Raw genomic sequence first — 21,392 nt, 5'->3', positions numbered from 1 at the left:
GATGACCTCTCACATGCGTTCGAAGGAGCGGCGCAGCTCCCAGTCGGTGACCGCGGCGTCGAAGGCGGCCACTTCCACCCGCGCCATGTTCCGGTAGTGCGCGACGACCTCGTCGCCGAAGGCGGCCCGGGCGATCGGGCTGTTCTCCCACAGCTCGGCGGCCTCGCGCAGGGTGGTGGGGACGTGCGCGAAACCGGCGGTGTAGGCGTTGCCCCGGCACGGCTCGGGCGGTTCCAGCCGCTGTTCGACGCCGTGCAGGCCGGCCGCCACCATCGCGGCGACCGCGAGGTACGGGTTGACGTCGCCGCCGGGCAGCCGGTTCTCGAACCGCAGCGAGCGGCCGTGGCCGACGACGCGCAGCGCGCAGGTGCGGTTGTCGTGGCCCCAGGCGACGGCGGTCGGGGCGAAGGAGCCGGGCTGGAACCGCTTGTAGGAGTTGATGTGGGGGGCGTAGAGGAGCGAGAAGTCGCGCAGCGCCGCCAGCTGGCCGGCGAGGAAGTGCCGCATGAGCGGGGCCATGCCTCCGCCGAGCTCTCGGCTCCGCTCGGGCAGGGGGGACCCTCCTGGGCCGTCCCCGGCGAAGGCCGGGCGCCCGTCGGCGTCGGTCAGCGACAGGTGGATGTGGCAGGAGTTGCCCTCGCGCTCGTTGTACTTCGCCATGAAGGTGAGGGCCATGCCCTCCTGGGCGGCGATCTCCTTGGCTCCGGTCTTGTAGACGGCGTGCTGGTCGCAGGTGACCAGGGCCTCGTCGTAGCGGAAGACGATCTCGTGCTGGCCGGGATTGCACTCGCCCTTGGCGGACTCGACGGTCATCCCGGCGGCAGCCATCTCGTTGCGGATGCGGCGCAGCAGGGGCTCGACGCGGCCGGTGCCGAGCACCGAGTAGTCGATGTTGTACTGGTTGGCCGGGGTGAGTCCCTGGTAGCCGGCGTCCCAGGCCTGCTCGTAGGTGTCCTTGAAGACGATGAACTCCAGCTCGGTGCCGACCTGGGCGGTGAGGCCGTGTTCGGCGAGCCGGTCGAGCTGGCGGCGCAGGATCTGGCGGGGCGCGGCCACCACCGGGGAGCCGTCCTCCCAGGCGAGGTCGGCGACGACCAGGGCGGTGCCGGGGTGCCAGGGGACGCGGCGCAGGGTGGCCAGGTCCGGGTGCATGGCGAAGTCGCCGTAGCCGCGGTCCCAGGAGGACATCGCGTAGCCGTCGACGGTGTTCATCTCCGCGTCCACCGCGAGCAGGTAGTTGCAGCCCTCGGTGCCGTGCCGCAGCACCTCGTCGAGGAAGAAGCGCGCGGCGAACCGCTTGCCCTGGAGACGGCCCTGCATGTCGGGGAAGGCGAGGACGACGGTGTCGATCTCGCCGCCCGCGACGAGGGCGTGCAGCTCCTCGACACCGAGCGGGGGTGTGCGGTCTGCCACGGGGAGGTCCTCCTTGGGTCAGCCGGGAGCCCTAAGGTATGAGGGCAGACCATTACTTGGGAAGGGGGCACCGCCGCATGCCACTGGATCCGGTGGAACCCGTCGCGGCCGGCGCCGGGGACCGGCTGGCCGCGGTGCTGCGCCCCGTGCGGGCGGGCAACGGCTTCGAGGAGGCGCTGGAGCAGATCCTCCAGGTCGTCCGGCTCGGCCTGGTGCCCGGCGGCGAACGGCTGCCCGCCGAGCGGGACCTGGCGGAACGGCTGGGCATCAGCCGGGTGACGCTGCGCGAGGTGCTGAAGGTGCTCCAGGACCAGGGGCTGGTGGAGTCGCGGCGCGGGCGGTACGGCGGCACCTTCGTGCTGGCCCGCTCGGACGCCGCCGGCGAGGACGAGCTGCGGCGCCGGATCGCCGGGGTCGACCTGGAGGACGTCCTGCGCTTCCGGGAAGTGCTGGAGACGGGCGCGGCCGGGCTGTGCGCGGCGCACGGGCTGACCGGGGCGCGGGCGGCGCGCCTGCGCGAGGCGCTGGCCGGCACCCGGGACGCGCCGCTCGCCGACTACCGCCGCCGGGACACCCTGCTGCACCTCACGCTCGCCGAGCTGTCCGGCTCGCCCAGCCTGACCGCGCAGTACGCGGCGGTCCGGGCCACGGTGAACGACCTGCTCGACTGCATCCCGCTGCTGGTGCGCAACCTGGAGCACTCCCAGCACCAGCACACCGCGCTGGTGGAGGCGGTGCTCGACGGCGACGCGGACGGGGCGCGGGAGATCATGCGGGAGCACTGCGCGGGAACGGCGGCGCTGCTGCGCGGCTTCCTGGGCTGAGCGTCTTGCCGTGGGGCCCGCGCCTCGGCAAAGGTATGAGGTGAGTCCATTGCGGGAGGTCGGATGACGGACAGGCGGCCGCTGATCGGTGTCAGCACCTACCTGGAGGCCACGACGCGCTGGGGCGTGTGGGAGCTGGAGACGGCCCTGCTGCCCGCCGGGTACCACCGGCAGGTGCAGCGCGCCGGCGGACTGGCCGCGCTGCTGCCACCGGACGCGCCGGAGCACGCGGCGGCGGCCGTGGCCCGCCTGGACGGCCTGGTCGTGGCCGGCGGACCCGACGTGGAACCGGCCCGCTACGGCGCCGAGCGCGACCCCCGCACCGGGCCTCCGGCGCGGGAGCGGGACGCGTGGGAGCTGGCCCTCATCGACGCGGCGCTCTCGGCCCGGGTGCCGCTGCTCGGGATCTGCCGGGGCATGCAGCTGCTGAACGTCGCCCTCGGCGGCACCCTCGTGCAGCATCTCGACGGCCACGCCGAGGTGGTCGGCGTCTTCGGCCGCCACCCGGTCAAGCCGGTCCCGGGCACGCGCTACGCCGCGATCGTCCCGGAGGAGACCTCGGTACCGACGTACCACCACCAGTCCGTCGACCGCCTCGGCACCGGCCTCCTCCCCTGCGCCCACGCCACGGACGGCACGATCGAGGCGATCGAGCTGCCGGCCACGTCGGGCTGGGCCCTGGGCGTGCAATGGCACCCGGAGATGGCCGAGGACGACCGCCTGCTGCACGCCTTGATCGAGGCGACAGCGCCACCGGCTGCGTGAGCGGCGCGTGGCCCCGGACCCGCCCCCGTCCCGCGCCCGCCGGGCAGCGGCCGGTGCGCAAGACCGCGCAGAGGACGCCACCCCCGCCCCGCCGCCCTACCGCCGCGTGAGCGACAGCAGGTCCCGTGCCGGGCCCGCCGGGCGGTGGCCGGTGCGCCAGACCGCTCGGAGGTCGCGGCGGAGGCTGACGCGGTCGACGGGGACGCTGACCAGGCGGCGGGTGGACAGTTCCTCGCGGACGGAGAGTTCGCTGAGGACCGCCGGGCCCGCGCCGGCGACCGCGGAGGCCTTCACCGCGGTGGTGGAGGACAGCTCGATCAAGGGGCGGGCCAGTCCGCCGAGGGCCGCGTCGAGGACCTGGCGGGTGCCGGAGCCCTCCTCGCGCAGGACCAGCGGCGTCGAGGCGAGTTCCGCGGCCGACAGCGGCTGCCGGCGGCGGGCCCAGGGGTGGCCGGGCGCGGTGACCACGATGAGGTGGTCGCGGGCGACGACCGCCGAGTCCAGCCCGGCCGGCACGCTCAGTCCCTCCACGAAGCCCAGGTCCGCCTCGTCGGCCAGCAGCCGCTCGGCCACCGCCGCCGAGTTCCCGGCGAGCAGCGAGACCGCGGTGTCCGGCCGCTCGGCGCGCAGCGCGAGCAGCCAGCCCGGCAGGAGGTACTCGGCGATGGTCATGCTGGCCGCCACCCGCAGCCGCGAGTCCCGCCGGTCCCGCAGCGCCTGCGCCCCCGCGTCGAAGGCCTCCGCCGCCTCGACGACCCGCCGGGCCCAGTCCGTGACGAGGGCCCCGGCGTCGGTGAGCCGGGAGCCGCGCGGGGAGCGGTCCACCAGCGCGACACCCAGCTGGCGTTCCATGGAGCGGATGCGGCTGCTCGCCGCGGGCTGGGTGATGCCGACCTCACGGGCCGCCGCGCCGAGGCTGCCCAGCCGTGCCACGGCCAGCAGCAGTTCCAGCGCTCCCAGGTCGGGCACCCGGTGCGCCAGCGATCCGGTCGGCGTGGGTTCCTCCGTTCCGTTCGGCCCCTGGGTGTCACTCGCGCTGCTCATAAAGCCAGTTTATGTCCCCATAGACAGATACTCCCTGGTGGGGACGCAGATCGCGGGAGACGGTGGTGTCATGGTCACCGCAGTCCGCCACCTCGGCCCGAACTGGTACGCCTCCGTGATGGGTACCGCCGTCGTCGGCACCGCGGGCGTCGCGCTCCCCCTGCCGCTGCCGGGCCTGCGCACCGCCTGCACCACCGTGTGGGCACTGTCCCTCCTCGCCCTGGTGACCCTGCTCGCCGCCCGCGCCCTGCACTGGGCCCACCACCGCGACCAGGCCCGCGCCCATCTGCGCGACCCAGCGGCGGCGCCGTTCTACGGCTGTCTGGCGATGGCCCTGGTGTCGGTCGGCGGCGGCACCCTCTCCCTCGGCCGGGACTGGATCGGCGGCACGGCGGCGGTCGCGCTCGGCACTGTGCTGTTCACCGCCGGGACCGCGGTGGGGCTGGCGGCGGCGGTCGCCGTCCCGTACCTGATGGCCGTACGCCACCGCGTGAAGGCGGACCAGGCGACCCCCGTGTGGCTGCTGCCGCTGGTCGCGCCGATGGTGTCGGCCGCGGTCGGCCCGCTGCTGGTGCCGCATCTGCCGCCGGGCCAGGCGCGGCGGACTCTGCTGTTCGCGTGTGTGGCGCTGTTCGGGCTGAGCCTGCTCGGCACGCTGCTGATGCTGCCGCTGGTCTTCGCCCGGCTGATCACCGCCGGTCCCCTGCCGCTGGCGCTGACCCCGACCCTCTTCCTGGTGCTGGGTCCGCTGGGCCAGTCGACGACGGCGGCCGGGAACTTCGCGGACGTCGCCCCCGCTGTCGTACCGGCCGCGTACGGCGACGGGTTCAGCGTGCTCGCCGTGCTGTACGGCGTGCCCGTGATGGGGTTCGCGCTGCTCTGGCTGGGGCTGGCCACCGCGCACGTGGCGCGCGCCCGGCGGCACGGCATGGGCTTCGCGATGACCTGGTGGGCGTTCACCTTCCCGATCGGCACCTGTGTCACCGGCGTCGGGTCGCTGGCCCGGCACACCGGACTGGTCGTCCTCGACGCGCTAGCGGTCCTGCTCTACGCGGTGCTGGTGGCCGCCTGGGCGACGGCGGCGGTACGGACGGCGGGCGGCCTGCTCAGCGGACGGCTGCTCGCAGCGCCGCGCCCAGTACTGCCGGCGCCTCGGCCAGCGACGGCCCGTACCACGTCAGGTGCCGTCCGCTGACCAGTGCGCAGGGCAGCCCGGGGAAGGCCTCGGGACCGTCGTCGGCGGTGAAGCGGTACGGCTCGTCGGGCAGCACGACCAGGTCGGGACCGGCGGCGCGCAGTGCGTCGAGGGGGACGCGCGGGTAGCGCTCGGCGTGGTCGGCGTACCGGTGGCGGACGCCCAGCCGGGCCAGCACGTCGCCCGCGAAGGTGTCCCGGCCGAGCACCATCCAGGGCCGCCGCCAGATCGGCACCACGGCCGTCACCGGGCGCTCCGGCACCGGCGGCGCCGCCCAGGCCGCCTCCGCCTCGTCCAGCCAGCGGGGCCTGCCGCGCGCCCCGCAGACGGCCAGCATCCGGTCCAGTTCCCGAAAGGCCCCCGGTACGTCCCGCACCTCGGTCACCAGCACCTCGACGCCGGCCGCGCGCAGCGCGTCGAGGTCGGGGGCGCGGTTCTCCTCCTCGTTGGCGATCACCAGGTCGGGGGCGAGCGCGATGATCCGGTCGGTCTTCGGGTTCTTGGTGCCACCGACGCGGGTGACGTCCAGATCCGCCGGATGGCTGCACCAGTCGGTGGCCCCGACCAGCGCTCCGGGGACGGACACGGCCACCGCCTCGGTCAGCGACGGCACCAGGGAGACGACCCGCGCCACCGGCGACCGTGCCACGGATGCTCCCGCCGCAGACGCCCGCGCCACCGGTGCCCGCGATGCCCCCGCCACAGACGCCCGCGCCACCGGTGCCCGCACTAGCGGTGCCGGTCGCGGACGGCCTCGATGTGTTCCGCCACGGCGACGACGAGCACCCGGGTCTCCGGCACGGTCGCCCGCCAGCGGTGGCGCACCCCGCCGGTGAGGTACAGCGTGTCGCCGCGGCCCAGCCGGTACGCGCGGCCCTCCGCCTCGATCTCGACCGCGCCGTCCGCGACGTACATCAACTGGTCGTTGCGATGCTGGAACTCCCGGCCCGCGTCATGGTCACCGGTGAACTCGGAGGCGTGCATCTGGTGGTGGCCGCGCACCAGGGACCGCACCTGCGGCTCGGGCACCTGCTCGGTGTCCTCCGCGCGGACGACGTCCACGCTGCACGCCGGGTCGGCGGCGGCGAGGAGTTCGACAGCGGTGGTGCGCAGGGCGTCGGCGACCTTCTCCAGGGAGCTGCGGCTGGGCCGCGCCCTGTCGTTCTCGACCTGGCTCAGGAAGGGCACCGACAGGCCGCTGCGTTCGGCCACGACGGCGAGGGTGAGCTCCAGGGCCCGGCGCCGCCGCCGGACGGCCGCGCCCACCCGAAGGGGCTGCTCTTTGTGGTCGCCCATCGCTCCGGCTCCCTCCTTCGCTCGTCGCCGTGGAGCTGCCTCGCCGCCACCCGGGCGTGGCTTCCTTGATGACTTCTCTGCACCCTACGCATGTTCGGCAAACCGTTTCATGCGGCCGTCACATCGACGACACACTGCGTCGGTTGCGACCTCTCGGTTTCCGCCAGTGGATCAGCTGTCCGTGACGCGCCGGGCGGGGGCCCTCCTTCGGGACGAAGAGGCTGACCAGCGGGGCCGGCCGGCCGGTGGGGACGGTGATCGGCGCGGTGCCGGCGACGCCGCCGCCGGGGGGCGCGGGGAAGAGCGGTGGGTGGGTTCCGTACGGCCGCGGGGTCGTGGCCGTGGGTCGGCCGGCTGCCGGAGCCTCCCGTCGGCGCCGGTCCTCGATCGGTGCGGTCGGTGCGAGATGTCGTCCGGGTCGTCCCGCCACCTCCGTCCTTCCACTTCAATGCGGCCGCACTCTCCGATGTTCCCCGATGTTCCCCGCCGTGTCCCGGGCCGGGACGGCTTGGTCCAGCCGGTGATCTGGGGTGGTCCGCGGGCGGGCGGCCCTCGCCGGAAGGACGCGCGGCTGCGGATCGCCGTCGCGGCCCGCACGGCGAGGACCTGCCGGTTCCGCGGGCGCGGCCCCGAACCGCGGTGGGGCCGGAGCGGCCCCGGCGCGGCGGGACGGAGGCGCGGGGTGCGCCGGACGGCCGGTGGTGTCCTCGGGCAGGGAGGACGGCCGGGTTCGGGGGGTGGCTTAGCGCTATGTGGTTGTCCGGATCCTTTCGCGGGAGCGGTGGCATTCGTTCCGGTACGGTCCGTCAGGTCACCCAACCTCCCGGACATGCCGCGAGGGGCGGACCGCGATGCGGTCCGCCCCTCGCTCCGGCGGTCGGGTCCGTCAGGTCACCCGGCCGCCCGGCTCGTGCCGCCCTGGCCGTCGACCGGGGCCCACTTCTCCACCAGGCCCGGGTTCCGCTTCAGCCAGTCGCGGACGGCGTCCTGCTCGCCGCCCTTGCCGGCCTTGGTGATCTGCGACTCCAGGCTGGTGAGCTGCCGCTCGGTCATCGAGAAGTCCTTCAGCCACCGGCCGACCTCGGGGTTGTCGTCGGCGAAGCCCTTGCGGGACAGGCTGTGCACGCCGTCGCCGGCGCCCCAGGCGCCCTTGGGATCCTTCAGCTTCTTCAGCTCGTAGTCGCTGTACGCCCAGTGCGGCGACCAGAGGGTGACGGCGATCGGCGCCTTCTTGGCGTACGCGCGCTTCAGCTCGGCGAGCATCGCGGGCGTGGAGCCGTCGACGACGTCGTAGGTGCCCTCCAGGCCGTACTCCTTGAGGACCTTGTCCTTGAGCAGGCCCATCATCCCGGCGCTGGGCTCGATCCCGACGATCTTGCCGCCGAACTCGTCGGCGTGCTCCTTGAGGTCGTCGAGGGTGTCGACGTCCTTCATGTAAGCCGGGACGGTCAGCTCCAGCGAGGTCGGGCCGTACCACTTGCCCAGGTCGTCGAGCTGCTTGCCGTACTTCTTCCAGTACTCCGCGTGGGTCGTCGGCAGCCAGGCGTCGGTCTGGAAGTCGACCTGGCCGGTGGCGAGGCCGGTGTAGAGCGGGCCGGCCGCGTACTGGGTGGTCGTGACGTCGAAGCCGCGCTGCTCCAGGATCTCCTTCCAGAGGAACGTCGAGGCGATGCCCTCGTCCCACGGGATGTACCCGATGGTGATCTCCTTGCCCTTGCCCACGTTCGAGGCGGAGGCGTCGGCGGGGCCGGCGGACGGGCCGAAGACGCCCATGCCGCCCGCGACCAGGGCGAGGACGGCCACACCGACGACCGGGACGACCGGGCGCGGGCGGTGCACCAGGAGCGCCTTCGCACCGCTCGCGACGCGGGCCTTGGCGGCGGCGCGGCGGCCGAGCGGGGAGATCTGGGTGCCGAGGGCGCTGGTCATCCGGTCCAGGTAGATGGCGAGGACGACGATGGCGACGCCCGCCTCGAAGCCGTAGCCGATCTCCAGCTGGCCGATCGCCTCGTTGACCGCTCCGCCGAGGCCGCCGGTGCCGGCCATGCCGGCGATGACGACCATGGACAGGCCCAGCATGATCACCTGGTTGACGCCGGCCATGATCGTCGGCAGGGCGAGCGGCAGCTGGACCCGCAGCAGGGTGTCGCGCGGTGTGGTGCCGAAGGCCTCGGCGGCCTCGACGAGGTCCTTGTCGACCTGGCGGATGCCCAGCTCGGTCATCCGGACGCCGGGCGCGATCGCGAAGATCAGCGTGGCGATGACACCGGCGGCGGTGCCCAGGCCGAAGAAGAGGATGGCGGGGATCAGCAGCACCATCGACGGCATGGTCTGGAGCAGGTCCAGGACCGGCCGTACGAGGGCGCTGACCCGCCGGGAGCGGGCCGCCCAGATGCCCAGCGGGACCGCGATCACCAGCGCGATGACGGTGGCGACGAGCACCAGGGCGAGGGTCGACATGGCCCGTTCCCACAGGCCGAGCGAGTCGATCAGCGCGAAGCCGGCGAAGGCGAGGACGCCGCCGACCGGACCGCGCAGCCACCAGGCGAGGACCGCGAGGATGCCGGCGAGCAGCAGCGGCTCGGGCGCGTTGAGCACCGCGTCGATGCCGTCGTACATGCCCTCGACGACCGTCTTGATCGCGTCGAAGAGCCAGGACAGGTGGTTCAGCAGCCAGTCGACCCCGGAGTCGACCCAGTCACCGAGCTGGAGCCTAGGCACTGGCGGTCACCTTCCCCTCGCGCGGGCTGTCGCAGGGCGTGGGTCCGCCCTCCTGGTCGCCGAGGAAGCCGACCAGCCGTTGCCGGGGCACGACGCCGACGAGCCGGCGTCCGCCGTCCAGCACCGCGACCGGGTGCGGCACGCGCGCGCTGATGGCGCACAGCTCGGTGAACGGGGTGTCCGGCGTCGCGGTCTCGCAGCCGCAGGTGTCGCCCTCGTCACCGTGCACGTCGGTGTCCATCACCGCGGCGGCGGTCAGCACCCGGGAGCGGTCGACGTCCTGGATGAAGGAGGCGACGTAGTCGTCGGCGGGGCGCAGCAGGATGTCCTCGGCGCTGCCGGTCTGCACGATCCGGCCGTCGCGCATCACCGCGATGCGGTCGCCGAGGCGCATGGCCTCGTTGAGGTCGTGGGTGATGAAGACGATCGTCTTCTTCAGCGTCTTCTGGAGGCTGAGGAGCTGGTCCTGCATGTCGCGGCGGATCAGCGGGTCCAGGGCGCTGAAGGACTCGTCCATCAGCAGCAGATCGGCGTCGGTGGCGAGCGCCCGGGCCAGGCCCACGCGCTGCTGCATACCGCCGGACAGCTCGTCCGGCCAGGACCTCTCCCAGCCGGCCAGACCGCACAGGGCCAGCGCCTCGCCGGCGCGCTGCTCGCGCTCGGCGCGGGGCACGCCCTGCACGGCCAGGCCGTAGGCGGCGTTCTCCAGCACGCTGCGGTGCGGGAACAGCGCGAAGTGCTGGAACACCATGCTGATCTTGCGGGCGCGGACCTCGCGCAGCTCGCGGTCGGCGAGCGCGGTCAGGTCCTGGCCGTCGAAGCGGACGGTTCCGGCGGTCGGCTCCAGCAGTCCGTTGAGCATGCGCAGGAGGGTGGACTTACCGGATCCGGACAGGCCCATGACGACGAAGATCTGGCCGGGTTCCACGGTGAAGGAGGCGTCGATCACGGCGGCGGTGGTGCCGTCGGAGCGCAGCTCGTCCCGGTCGGCACCGGCGCGGAGCCGGTCGACTGCCTCGTCCGGTCGTCTGCCGAACACCTTGTACAGATGCTCGGCCTCAAGCCTGGATGACACACGTACCTCTTGTCCTGGGCGGCAATGAAAGAGAGCGACGAGGGCGCAGACACAGTTGAATGCGCAACCGACATCGCTCTGTGGCGGCGCCTGCCCGAGTCGCCCCGACCCAAACACCCAAGTGGGACGGCTCACGGGGGGTGCGCAGGACGCAACACGTTCCTGTCAGTGCCGTACGGCATGATGCGAGTCGTGACCGGACGACTGATGCTCCTCGACACCGCCTCGCTCTACTTCCGCGCCTACTTCGGCGTCCCGGAGTCCGTGAAGGCTCCGGACGGCACACCGGTGAACGCCGTGCGCGGACTGCTGGAATTCATCGACCGCCTGGTCAAGGACCACCGCCCCGCGCACCTGGTGGCCTGCATGGACGCCGACTGGCGCCCCAAGTGGCGGGTCGAGCTGATCCCCTCCTACAAGGCGCACCGGGTCGCCGAGGAGCACCCGGCGGGACCGGACGAGGAGGAGGTGCCGGACACCCTGTCCCCGCAGGTGCCGGTCATCGAGGCGGTGCTCGACGCGCTCGGCATCGCCCGCGTGGGCGTCGCGGAGTACGAGGCGGACGACGTCATCGGCACCTTCACCGCCCGCGCCGACGGTCCGGTGGACATCGTCACCGGCGATCGCGACCTGTACCAGCTGGTGGACGACGCGCGCGGCGTGCGCGTGCTGTACCCGCTCAAGGGCGTGGGCACCCTCCAGGTCACCGACGAGGCCTGGCTGCGCGAGAAGTATGGGGTCGGCGGGAGCGGGTACGCGGATCTGGCACTGCTGCGCGGTGACCCGAGCGACGGCCTGCCGGGCGTCCCCGGCATCGGCGAGAAGACAGCCGCCAAGCTGCTCGCCGACTTCGGCGACCTGGCCGGCATCCAGTCGGCGGTCGACGACCCCCGGGCCAAGCTCACGCCGACGCAGCGCAGACGGCTGACCGAGGCGCGGCCGTACCTCGCGGTGGCGCCGAGGGTGGTGCGCGTCGCGGCCGACGTCCCCCTGCCCGACGTCGACACCGCACTGCCGCGCACCCCCCGGGACCCCGCGGCGGTGGAGGCGCTGGCGGCCCGCTGGGGTCTGGGCGGTTCGCTCAAGCGACTGCTGGCGACACTGGAGGCGTGAGCGTCGCCACACGCGAGGCGGGACCGTCCCGGCGACGGACCGTCGGCGAGGCGGCGAACGGCCGCTCGGGGAGCGCTCGACGCCTGGTCGGGCGGGGGTCGGGGCGCGGTCGCGCGGGCGGCACACGCTCATCGAGTCTTCACGAAGAGGTGTGAGCAAAGAGGGGGAAGATGCTAACTTAGGCAAGCCTAAGTTCAGGGAACAGGGAGGCCGTCATGGCAGAACGTCCGGCCAGAAAGCCGCGGAAGGCCCACTCGGCCCAGGTCGTCCGCACCGAACGGCTCACCCCGCACATGCAGCGTGTGGTGGTCGGCGGCGACGGACTCGCCGCGTTCAGCGCGGGCTCGTGCACCGACCACTACGTGAAGCTGCTGTTCCCGCCGGCCGAGGGCATCACCTACCCGGAGCCCTTCGACCTGGAGCGGATCCGCGAGGAACTCCCCCGCGACCAGTGGCCGGTGACCCGGACGTACACGGTGCGCGCCTGGGACCCCGAGGTCCGCGAGCTCACCCTGGACTTCGTGCTGCACGGCGACGAGGGCCTGGCCGGCCCCTGGGCGATGCGCGTCCAGCCGGGCGACACCCTCCGCTTCATGGGCCCCGGCGGCGCCTACGCCCCCGATCCCGACGCCGACTGGCACCTCCTCGCCGGCGACGAGAGCGCCCTGCCCGCCATCGCGGCCGCGCTGGAGTCACTGCCCGACGGCGCCGAGGTCCGGGCCTTCGTGGAGGTCGCCGGTCCCGAGGAGGAGCAGAAGATCGACTCCGACGCGGAGGTCGTCTGGCTGCACCGCGGCGACCGGCCCGTCGGCGAGGCGCTGGTCGAGGCCGTCCGCGCGCTCACCTTCCCCGAGGGCCGGGTGCAGGCGTTCGTGCACGGCGAGGCCGCCTCCGTGAAGGAGCTGCGCGCGCTGCTGCGGGTCGACCACGCGATCCCGCGCGAGGACCTGTCCGTCTCCGGCTACTGGCGGCTCGGCCACAACGAGGACGGCTGGCAGGCCTCCAAGCGGGACTGGAACGCGCGGATCGAGGCGGAGCAGGAGAACGGCACCGACTCGCCCGCCGCCTGACCCGGTTCCGCACCACGGGCACTGCGCGGACCTGCGCCGACACCGCCTACGCTGGACGGCGATGAGACGCAGGACCCGCATCCCGCCCGCCCCGCTGCCCCAGCGCCGGGGAGTCGACCCCGTACGGGTGCGGCTGCCCGCCGAGGGGCCCTGGGCCACCGTCCGCGAGCACCTGGTCGAACGGCTCTCGGGAGCCGGGGCCGGAGTGGTGGACGGCATGTTCGACACCGGGCAGTTCGTCGACGCGGCCGGCACCGCGGTGCGGGCGGACGCGCCGTTCGTGCCGGGGATGTTCGTCTGGTTCCACCGGGAGCTGCCCGCGGAGGTGCCGGTGCCGTTCCCGCTGCGGATCGTGCACCGCGACGAGCACATCGTCGTCGTCGACAAACCGCACTTCCTGGCCACCACCCCGCGCGGCAGCCATGTGACCGAGACCGCGCTCGCCCGGCTCCGCCGCGAACTGGACCTGCCCACCCTCGGCGCAGCGCACCGGCTGGACCGGCTCACGGCCGGGCTGGTGCTGTTCACCGTCCGCCCGGAGGAACGGGGCGCCTACCAGACGCTGTTCCGGGACCGGCTGGTGCACAAGGAGTACGAGGCGGTGGCCCCGTACGACCCCGCGCTCGTCCTGCCCCGGACCCTGCGCAGCAGGATCGTCAAGGAGCGCGGCTCACTCACCGCCCGCGAGGTGGAGGGCGAGCCGAACGCGGTCAGCCGGATCGAGCTGATGGAACACCGCGAGGGCCTGGGCCGCTACCGTCTGACCCCCGGCACCGGCCAGACCCACCAGCTGCGCGTGCACATGAACGCGCTGGGCGTGCCGATCCTCGACGACCCCCTGTACCCGGCCGTGGCCGCCCCCACCGCGCCGGACGACTTCCGCGATCCGCTCCAACTCCTCGCGCGCGAACTGCGGTTCACCGACCCGCTGACGGGAAGGGCCCACGCGTTCCGCAGCGACCGCGTACTGGAGGCCTGGCCGGAGCGCTGACGGGACCCGGCGGGCCGGGCCGGTGCCCTTACCCGGCTCGGCCCGCGGCCCGGCCGGTGACCTCACCCGGCCCGGCCCGGCCCCCGCCCGTCACCGGAGCCTCAGTACCCCCGCCACCACCGCAGCAGCCTCTGCCACGCGCCCGGCCGGTGGACCGGCTCCGCGGCGGCGGCGGGTTCCGGCTCGGGGACCGGTTCCGGGAGAGGGGCGGCGGGGAGCGGCTCGTGCTCCGTCGGGATGGGCGACCAGCCGCCCGGGAACTTCGGCGGGTTCGGGCTGTGGCTCGGCATCTGCTGCACGTCCTGCTGCTCCCGGGGCTCGAACCGCACCGGCAGGTCCACCAGATGGCGGGAGGCGATCGACTCCCGCCACTCCAGCTCGTCCTCCTCGCAGTCGAGCTGCACGTCCGGCAGCCGGCGCAGCAGCGCGTCGACACCGACGTCGGCGATGGCACGGCCGATGTCCTGGCCGGGGCACTCGTGCGGGCCGCCGCCGAAGGCGAGGTGGGACCGGTTGCCCATCATGCTGGCGGCCAGATCGGGCCGGACCCGGGGGTCGACGTTGCCCGGCGCGGGAGCGAAGAGCAGCCCGTCGCCCTTGCGGATGCGCTGCCCGCCCAGCTCGGTGTCCTGCTTGGCGAAGTAGGCGAAGACCGTGCTGAACGGCGGCTCGTCCCACAGCGACTGCTCGACCGCCTGGCCCACGGTCATCTGGCCGCCGTTGAGCTGGGCCCGGAAGCCCGGGTGGGTGAGCACCATGCGCAGCGCGTTGGCGAGCAGGTTGGCGGTGGCCTCGTAGGCGGCGATCAGCACCACCCGCAGGTGCTCCCTGACCTCCTCGTCGGTGAGCCCCTCGGGGTGGCCGGCGAGGAGGCCCGCGACGTCGTCGGCGGGTTGCGCACGCCGGCGGTCGGTGAGCCGGCCCAGCGCCTCCATGATGTAGGCGTTGCTGGCGATCGCGGTCTCGGTGCCCTTGAGCATGTCGCGGGCGGCGTGCACGATCCGGTCGCCGTACTCCTCGGGCATGCCCAGCAGCCGGCACATCACGGCCATCGGCAGGTGCTCGGAGTACTGGCTGACCAGGTCGGCCTCGCCGCGCTCGCAGAACTTGTTGACCAGTTCCTGGGCGTAGCCGTAGATGTGCCGGCGCAGCTGGCGGTGGTTGATGGGCTGCATGGCGCTGGTGACCGCGTCGCGCAGCCGCCGGTGTTCGTCGCCCTCGGCGTGCGAGCAGATGGGCTGCCAGGCGATGTGCGGCATCAGGGGGTGGTCGGGTTTGACCATGCCCTCCTTCAGCGGGGTCCAGATGCGGCTGTCCCGGCTGAACAGCGCGGGCGAGCCGACCAGGCGCAGGTTCTCCGCGTGGCCGAGCACCAGCCAGATCGGCACGTCGTCGTGGAGCAGCACCGGCGCCACCGGGCCGTGCTGTTCGCGCAGCTGCTCGTAGAGGGAGCGCAGCTCCAGCGGCTCGGGGCCGTAGAGCCGGTGCAGTCCGCCGGGGCCGAGTCCGTGCGCGGGGCAGCCGGGCGGCGGTCCGAGGGGGAGGTCGTCCGTACCGGTGGGGGAAGAGATGTCAGACGTCACGGTGGGTCGCTTTCAAGCTTCTTCGGGGGGCGGTCGTTCAGGAGAGCCGGCCGGTGAGGGCAAGGGAGTGCAGGAAGCGCATCAGGGTCATGAGCACGTCCCGGCTGGAGGCCCGGCGGCGTACGTCGCATTCGAGGATGGGGATCTCGGGCGCCAGGTCGAGCGCGGTGCGCAGCTCGTCGAGGGGGTAACGCGGCGCGTCCGGGAAGGCGTTGACGGCGACCACGAACGGTACGCCGCGCTCCTCCAGCCGGCCCATGACGTCGAAGCTGACCTCCAGCCGCCGGGTGTCGACGAGGACGACCGCGCCGAGCGCGCCTTCGAACAGGCCGTTCCAGAGGAACCAGAACCGCTCCTGGCCGGGGGTGCCGAACAGGTACAGCACCAGCTGCTCGGAGACGCTGATGCGGCCGAAGTCCATCGCCACGGTGGTGGCGGTCTTGGTGTCGGAGCCGAAGTTGTCGTCGACTCCGATACCGGCCTGGGTCATGGTCTCCTCGGTGGTCAGCGGCCGGATCTCGCTGACCGAACCGACCATGGTGGTCTTGCCGACTCCGAAGCCACCGACGATCACGATCTTCACCGCGGCCTGGGCGGTGTGCGGCAGCTGGTCCTCGGCGCGTGGGCCGGGGATGGTGTCAGAGCTTTTGAAGTCCATGCATCACCGCTTCGAGGAGGGAACGGTCCGGGAGCGCCTGGCGGACGATCGGGGCGCGCGCCTGCACCAGTCCGCCCGTCAGCAGCTCGGTCAGCAGGACGGACACCACGCTGAACGGCAACTCCAGATAGGCGGACAGCTCGGCCCCGGACAGGGGGGCCGAACAGAGCCGGAGCAGCGCCGCCTGTTCCGGTGGCAGGGAGGGCGGGGGGTCGGCGCGCGCCACGATTAAGGTGACCAGGTCGATCTCGGCCGAGCCGTCCTTTCCCTCGCCGATCAGGTACAGCCGCTCGGGGTTCTTGCCCTCGCCCTCCTTCGGGGGTGCGGCGTCCGGTTCCTTCGGGGGCTGGCGGCGCTGGCGTTGCGGAGGAGTCATACGGTCTGCCCGTTCCGCCGGGGCGGACTGGTGAGGTGCGTGCCGAGGCGCAGGATCAGGTCGCGCATCCGGCCGCTCATCAGTCCGGGCTCGGTGCGGACGTCGGAGAGCACGGCGATGTAGGCGTTGTCCCCGGCCGACATCAGATAGAAGTAGCCGCCGTCGACCTCCATCAGCAGCACGCGCATCTCGCCCCGCTCGCTGGCCTGGATCTCGTCGGTGATGGCGCTGGCGAGGGACTGCATGCCGGCGCAGGCCGCGGCGACGCGGTCGGCGGCGTCGGGGTCGCCGCCGTAGCGCGCGATGCGCAGTCCGTCGGCGGACAGCACCACGATCATCTCGATGCCGATGGTCCCGTCGACGAGGTCCCGGAGCATCCAGTCGATGTTGCCTCGCTGCTGAATCACGTGAGGTCCCCCTCGTCGTCGGCCTCCGTGCGGGCCGGTTCTTCCTTGTGGTCCTTGAGCAGGTGCAGATACGCGGTGGGGTTGCGGGTGAACGCGGTGGGGTCGCCGGGGTTGTCCTTCTTCAGGCCCTCGTAGAAGGCCTCGACCCACAGGCCGGGCGGCGGCAGTTCCTTCTTCTTGGGCGCGGGCTCCGGCTCCGGCTCCGGCTCGGGGGCGCCCCAGGGGTTCTCCCGGGCCCGGCGGGCGGCGGCCCGCTCAGCCGCTTCCTTCTCCGCCTGCTCGAAGGCCGCGATCTCGGCGTACTGCTGGCTGAGCGGCACCTTCATCCGGCTGCGGCGCTGCGGCAGTCCGCCCTCCGTCCACTCGGTGACGACCGGGACGTCGTCCTCCATGGAGACCGTGGCCGGGATGCGCGGGTTGGTGGGGCGGCGCGTCTTGGGCTTGCGCTTGGGGCCCTCGAGGGAGCCCGGGGGGCGCGGGGCGACGGACTGGGCGCCGATGCCGTGCGGCACGAAGCCGAGCACGCCGGGCTCGTCGGTCATCATGTTCCGCGGTACGACCAGCACGGCCCGCAGTCCTCCGTACGCGGAGGACCGCAGGGAGATCTGCATGTCGTACTCCTTGCACAGTCGGCCGGTGACGGCGAAGCCCAGGCGCGGGGTGTCCGCGATCACTTCGAGGTCGGTGCCGTCCATGGCCTGGGCCAGCAGGTACTCCAGCTGGAGGCGGGACTCCTCCTTGAGCGGGGGGCCGCAGTCCTCGATCTCGATGGCCACGCCGTACTGCACCTCGTGGGCGGAGACGTGCACATGGGTCTGCGGCGGCGAGTAGCGGGTGGCGTTGTCGAGGAGTTCGGCCGCGGCGTGGATGATCGGCTCGACCGAGATGCCCTTGATGTTGACCTTGGCGATCGACTTCAGCTCGATGCGCTTGTACTCGAGGATCCGGGACATGGCGCCGCGCAGCACGCTGTAGAGCGCGACGGGCTGGGGCCACTGGCGGCCGGGCCGGCCACCGCCGAGGACGGAGACGGAGTCGGCGAGGCGGCCGATCAGGGCGTTGCCGTGGTCGATGCGCAGCAGGTCCTGGAAGACCTCGTGGTGGCGGCCGTGGTCCTCCTCCATCTCGCGCAGTTCCTTGGCCTGCTGGTGGACAAGGGCCTGGACGCGCTGGGCGACGTGGACGAAGGAGCGCTGCGCGCCATCGCGCATCGCCACCTCGTGCTCCACGGCCAGCGTCATCGAGTCCATCAGCTTGCGGTGGAGTTCGGGCAGTTCGCGGAAGCCGGGCACGTTGCGCTCCAGCGCGGGCCCCACGTCGTTGCCCGCCATACCGCCGCGCAGCCAGCGCAGGACGGTGGGCATGACGTCGTGCGTGAGGTAGACGAGCTGCTGGTGCTCGGTGACGAGGCGCTGCTCCAGATGGGCCAGCTGCTGGTCGCGGTTGGTCTGGTGGCTGCGGAGCGCTCGGCATCGGCGGGCGGCCTCGGCGGCGGTCAGGACGACCAGCAGGGTGGCGATGCCGCCGCACAGGGCCACGGCGAGGCGGGCGGAGGGGGCCACCACGGCGACGGCGGCCCCGGTCGCCGCGGCCATCACTATGGCCGGCGGCAACAGGAAGCGTGCGTAGGAGAGTTCGCGGCGGCCGGGAGGGGATTGAACACTCACCATGTGGGCCCTCTGAAACGAGTCGGCTGGGTGTCGGGCGGGCTTGCGGGGGGAAGGGTCATGGACATATCTGGGTCTTCACGACGATCGGGGAACAAGCGCACGAATACACCGCAACTCGGTGCGCTGCGGGCGAGCTTAGTCCGACCGGATCATCGCCGTGTCATATTCGGCAAGCACCTGAAATGGGGCGCGTGGGGCTAGTACGCTCGACTCCATTTACACGCTCGGGATTCACTCGCACACCGTGGGTAACGGCGAACGGGCATACGAAAGCCGTTCACCTCGAGCGGTGAACGGCCCTCGTCACAGCGCCGGAAGAGGCGCGGCGGCTACCCCACCGACGAGTAGGCGACGACCCCGCGCAGCAGTTCCTCGACCGCCTTGCGGGCGTTCTTCGGCACCGTGGAGCCCGCCGAGGGCGCGGCGGCCTGGATCTGCCCCAGCACGTCGATCACCTGCTTGCACCAGCGCACGAAGTCGCCCGCCGGCATCTCCGCCTCGCGCAGCACCTCGTCGAGGCCCTTGCCGGAGGCCCACATGTACGCGGCCCAGGCGAACCCGAGATCCGGCTCCCGCTGTCCGACGCCCTCGGTCTGGTTGATGCGGTACTCCTCCTCCAGGGCGTCCAGCCGGCCCCAGATCCGCACCATCTCGCCGAGCGCGGCCTTGGCCTTGCCGGACGGCAGCTTCGGCGCCATCGCGTCGTCGCTGACCCGCGACTCGTACACCAACGCGGAGACACAGGCGGCGAGTTCGGCGGGGCTGAGCCCTTCCCAGACCCCGGCCCGCAGGCACTCGCTGGCCAGCAGGTCCAGTTCGCCGTAGAGCCGGGCGAGCCGCTTGCCGTGCTCGGTGACCTCGTCGTCGCGCAGGTAGTCCAGCTCGGTCAGCAGCGCCACGATCCGGTCGAAGGTCCGCGCGATGGTGTTCGTGCGTCCCTCGATCCGGCGCTCCAGCTGCGAGGTGTCCCGCTTGAGCCGGTGGTAGCGCTCGGCCCACCGCGCGTGGTCCTCGCGGTCGTTGCACCCGTGGCAGGGGTGGGCCCGCAGGGCCGTGCGCAGCCGGGCGATCTCCCGGTCGTCCGCGGCCTGCGACCGCCGCTTGCGGTGCCGCTCGGGCGGGATGTGCCCGGCCTTGGTGCGCAGCGCCGACGCCAGGTCCCGACGGGACTGCGGCGAGCGCGGGTTGAACGACTTGGGGATCCGCATCCGCTCCAGCGGCTCGACCGGCACCGGGAAGTCGATCGCCGCCAGCCGCTTCACCTGCCGCTCGGCGGTCAGCACCAGCGGACGCGGCCCGTCGTGGTACTCCAGGCCGCGGTGGCCGTTGGACCGCCCGGCCGGCAGCCCCGGGTCGAGCACCAGCGCCAGCCCCGCGTACTTGCCGGTCGGCACGTGGATGACGTCACCGGGCTTGAGCCGCTCCAGCGCCACGGCGGCCTCGGCGCGCCGCTGCGACGCGCCCTGCCGGGCCAGCTCGGTCTCGCGGTCCTTCAGCTCCCGCCGCAGTCGCGCGTACTCCTCGAAGTCGCCGAGGTGGCAGGTCATGGAGTCCTTGTAGCCCTCCAGGCCCTCCTCGTTGCGCTGCACCTGCCGGGAGATGCCGACGACCGACTTGTCCGCCTGGAACTGGGCGAACGAGGTCTCCAGCAGCTCGCGCGAGCGATGCCGCCCGAACTGCTCGACCAGGTTGACCGCCATGTTGTACGACGGCTTGAAGCTGGACCGCAGCGGATACGTCCGGGTGCCCGCGAGTCCGGCCAGGTGCTCCGGGCTCATCCCGCGCTGCCACAGCACGACGGCGTGTCCCTCGACGTCGATGCCTCGACGCCCGGCGCGGCCGGTCAGCTGGGTGTACTCGCCCGGGGTGATGTCGGCGTGCTGCTCGCCGTTCCACTTGACCAGCTTCTCCAGCACCACCGAGCGCGCCGGCATGTTGATGCCCAGCGCCAGCGTCTCGGTCGCGAAGACGGCCTTGACCAGCCCGCGGACGAACAGCTCCTCGACGACCTCCTTGAAGGTCGGCAGCATGCCCGCGTGGTGGGCGGCGATACCGCGCTCCAGGCCCTCCAGCCACTCGTAGTACCCGAGGACGTGCAGGTCCTCACGCGGGATCGAGGCGGTGCGCTCCTCGACCAGGGACCGCACCCGCTCGCGCGCCTCCTCGTCGTTGAGCCGCAGTCCCGCGTACAGGCACTGCTGGACGGCGGCCTCGCAGGCGGCGCGGCTGAAGATGAAGGTGATCGCGGGCAGCAGCCCCTCGGCGTCCAGCCGCTCGATCACCTCGGGCCGGCTCGGCGTCCACACCCGTGAGCGCTGCCGCCGCTCCCGCTCCCGGTCGGCCTCGCGCATCGCCCGGCCCCGCCGGCGGTCCTGGTACGAGGGCCGGGAGGCCTCCATCCGGGCCATGCGGGTGAGGTCGGGGTTGACGGCCCTGCGGTGGCCCTCGCCCTCCTCGAACAGGTCGTACATCCGGCGCCCGGCGAGCACGTGCTGGAACAGCGGCACGGGCCGGTGCTCGGAGACGATCACCTCGGTGTCGCCGCGGACGGTGTCCAGCCAGTCGCCGAACTCCTCGGCGTTGGACACGGTCGCGGACAGCGACACCAGCGTCACCGACTCGGGGAGGTGGATGATCACCTCTTCCCAGACCGCGCCGCGGAAGCGGTCGGAGAGGTAGTGCACCTCGTCCATGACCACATGACCGAGGCCGAGCAGGGTCTGGGAGCCCGCGTACAGCATGTTCCGCAACACCTCGGTGGTCATCACGACCACGGGGGCGTCGGAGTTGACGCTGTTGTCACCGGTCAGCAGGCCGACCTTGTCCGCGCCGTAACGGCGGCACAGGTCGGCGTACTTCTGGTTCGACAGCGCCTTGATGGGTGTCGTGTAGAAGCACTTCTTGCCCTGCTGCAGCGCGAGGTGGACGGCGAACTCGCCCACGATCGTCTTGCCGGAGCCGGTGGGGGCGGCGACGAGCACGCCCTTGCCCGCCTCAAGTGCCTTGCAGGCCTCGATCTGGAAGGGGTCGAGACCGAAGTCGTACATCTCGCGGAAGGACGCGAGCGCGGTGGCCTGCTCGGCTGCCCGCCTGCGGGCTGCCGCGTACCGCTCGGCCGGTGAGAGGTCCTGTGTCATCGTGCTTTCGAGCGTACCGGGCCGCACTGACAACAGGACGATCATTATCCGGAT

The 21,392-nt window shown here is 72.7% G+C and carries 18 protein-coding genes; 6 read left to right on the top strand and 12 right to left on the bottom strand.

The window, feature by feature from the left end:
- Positions 1-9 precede the first annotated feature (9 nt).
- Complete coding sequence (locus tag ABT232_RS13285) at positions 10-1,413, bottom strand: glutamine synthetase family protein (RefSeq protein ID WP_351839682.1); 1,404 nt, start codon at positions 1,411-1,413, stop codon at positions 10-12.
- Positions 1,414-1,490: 77 nt separating this feature from the next.
- Between ABT232_RS13285 and ABT232_RS13280 the strand changes: the two genes are divergently transcribed.
- Both ABT232_RS13280 and ABT232_RS13275 read left to right on the top strand, forming a co-directional pair.
- Positions 1,491-2,237, top strand: coding sequence for a FadR/GntR family transcriptional regulator (locus ABT232_RS13280; protein ID WP_351839680.1), 747 nt, complete (start codon positions 1,491-1,493; stop codon positions 2,235-2,237).
- A 63-nt stretch (positions 2,238-2,300) separates the two neighbouring features.
- A complete protein-coding gene (locus ABT232_RS13275; RefSeq protein ID WP_351839678.1) occupies positions 2,301-3,002 on the top strand; it encodes a gamma-glutamyl-gamma-aminobutyrate hydrolase family protein in 702 nt (233 codons plus the stop codon).
- A 96-nt stretch (positions 3,003-3,098) separates the two neighbouring features.
- Here the strand turns inward: ABT232_RS13275 and ABT232_RS13270 are convergent, their stop codons facing one another.
- Complete coding sequence (locus ABT232_RS13270; RefSeq protein WP_351839676.1) at positions 3,099-4,046, bottom strand: LysR family transcriptional regulator; 948 nt, start codon at positions 4,044-4,046, stop codon at positions 3,099-3,101.
- A gap of 70 nt (positions 4,047-4,116) precedes the next feature.
- Between ABT232_RS13270 and ABT232_RS13265 the strand changes: the two genes are divergently transcribed.
- Positions 4,117-5,241, top strand: a complete 1,125-nt coding sequence (locus ABT232_RS13265; protein ID WP_351839674.1) for a TDT family transporter — start codon at positions 4,117-4,119, stop codon at positions 5,239-5,241.
- Here the strand turns inward: ABT232_RS13265 and ABT232_RS13260 are convergent.
- From ABT232_RS13260 to ABT232_RS13245, 4 genes are all read right to left on the bottom strand, one after another.
- Positions 5,153-5,890 carry a helical backbone metal receptor gene (locus ABT232_RS13260; RefSeq protein WP_351839672.1) on the bottom strand — a complete coding sequence of 246 codons (738 nt, stop codon included), beginning with the start codon at positions 5,888-5,890 and terminating at the stop codon, positions 5,153-5,155. The genes ABT232_RS13265 and ABT232_RS13260 overlap by 89 nt on opposite strands.
- Positions 5,891-5,970: 80 nt before the next feature.
- A complete protein-coding gene (locus ABT232_RS13255) occupies positions 5,971-6,537 on the bottom strand; it encodes a helix-turn-helix domain-containing protein (protein ID WP_351839670.1) in 567 nt (188 codons plus the stop codon).
- A gap of 891 nt (positions 6,538-7,428) precedes the next feature.
- The gene (locus ABT232_RS13250; protein WP_351839668.1) at positions 7,429-9,258 is read right to left on the bottom strand and encodes an ABC transporter permease/substrate binding protein; all 1,830 of its coding nucleotides are present in this window, start codon (positions 9,256-9,258) and stop codon (positions 7,429-7,431) included.
- Positions 9,251-10,333, bottom strand: a complete 1,083-nt coding sequence (locus ABT232_RS13245) for a quaternary amine ABC transporter ATP-binding protein (RefSeq protein WP_351839666.1) — start codon at positions 10,331-10,333, stop codon at positions 9,251-9,253. Before ABT232_RS13245 ends, ABT232_RS13250 begins: the two co-directional genes overlap by 8 nt.
- Before the next feature lie 168 nt (positions 10,334-10,501).
- On the opposite strand from ABT232_RS13245, the gene ABT232_RS13240 reads away from it, so the two are divergent.
- The 3 genes from ABT232_RS13240 (at position 10,502) to ABT232_RS13230 (ending at position 13,507) form a co-directional block, all read left to right on the top strand.
- Positions 10,502-11,446, top strand: coding sequence for a 5'-3' exonuclease (locus ABT232_RS13240; RefSeq protein WP_351839664.1), 945 nt, complete (start codon positions 10,502-10,504; stop codon positions 11,444-11,446).
- Positions 11,447-11,661: 215 nt separating this feature from the next.
- On the top strand, positions 11,662-12,516 hold the full coding sequence (locus tag ABT232_RS13235) for a siderophore-interacting protein (RefSeq protein ID WP_351839663.1): 855 nt from the start codon (positions 11,662-11,664) through the stop codon (positions 12,514-12,516).
- A 61-nt stretch (positions 12,517-12,577) separates the two neighbouring features.
- Positions 12,578-13,507, top strand: a complete 930-nt coding sequence (locus ABT232_RS13230) for an RluA family pseudouridine synthase (protein ID WP_351839661.1) — start codon at positions 12,578-12,580, stop codon at positions 13,505-13,507.
- 101 nt (positions 13,508-13,608) lie between these two features.
- On the opposite strand, the gene ABT232_RS13225 is transcribed toward ABT232_RS13230, so the two are convergent.
- From ABT232_RS13225 to ABT232_RS13200, 6 genes are all read right to left on the bottom strand, one after another.
- Positions 13,609-15,090 (bottom strand): cytochrome P450, encoded by a 1,482-nt coding sequence (locus tag ABT232_RS13225; protein ID WP_351839659.1) that lies wholly within the window; start codon positions 15,088-15,090, stop codon positions 13,609-13,611.
- 37 nt (positions 15,091-15,127) lie between these two features.
- The gene (locus tag ABT232_RS13220; RefSeq protein WP_351839657.1) at positions 15,128-15,748 is read right to left on the bottom strand and encodes a GTP-binding protein; all 621 of its coding nucleotides are present in this window, start codon (positions 15,746-15,748) and stop codon (positions 15,128-15,130) included.
- The gene (locus ABT232_RS13215) at positions 15,729-16,124 is read right to left on the bottom strand and encodes a DUF742 domain-containing protein (RefSeq protein WP_351839655.1); all 396 of its coding nucleotides are present in this window, start codon (positions 16,122-16,124) and stop codon (positions 15,729-15,731) included. Before ABT232_RS13215 ends, ABT232_RS13220 begins: the two co-directional genes overlap by 20 nt.
- A complete protein-coding gene (locus ABT232_RS13210) occupies positions 16,121-16,531 on the bottom strand; it encodes a roadblock/LC7 domain-containing protein (protein ID WP_351839653.1) in 411 nt (136 codons plus the stop codon). The genes ABT232_RS13215 and ABT232_RS13210 overlap by 4 nt, the downstream gene beginning before the upstream one ends.
- Positions 16,528-18,201 carry an ATP-binding protein gene (locus ABT232_RS13205; protein WP_351839651.1) on the bottom strand — a complete coding sequence of 558 codons (1,674 nt, stop codon included), beginning with the start codon at positions 18,199-18,201 and terminating at the stop codon, positions 16,528-16,530. Before ABT232_RS13205 ends, ABT232_RS13210 begins: the two co-directional genes overlap by 4 nt.
- Positions 18,202-18,530: 329 nt before the next feature.
- Positions 18,531-21,383 carry a DEAD/DEAH box helicase gene (locus ABT232_RS13200; protein ID WP_351839649.1) on the bottom strand — a complete coding sequence of 951 codons (2,853 nt, stop codon included), beginning with the start codon at positions 21,381-21,383 and terminating at the stop codon, positions 18,531-18,533.
- Between the last annotated feature and the right edge of the window lie 9 nt (positions 21,384-21,392).

Origin of the sequence: Streptomyces sp. NPDC001532 (assembly GCF_040298625.1) — a bacterium.
Lineage (GTDB): Bacteria > Actinomycetota > Actinomycetes > Streptomycetales > Streptomycetaceae > Streptomyces.
The sequence above is the reverse complement of the archived record's forward strand: the minus strand, read 5'-3'. Positions and strand labels throughout refer to the sequence as shown.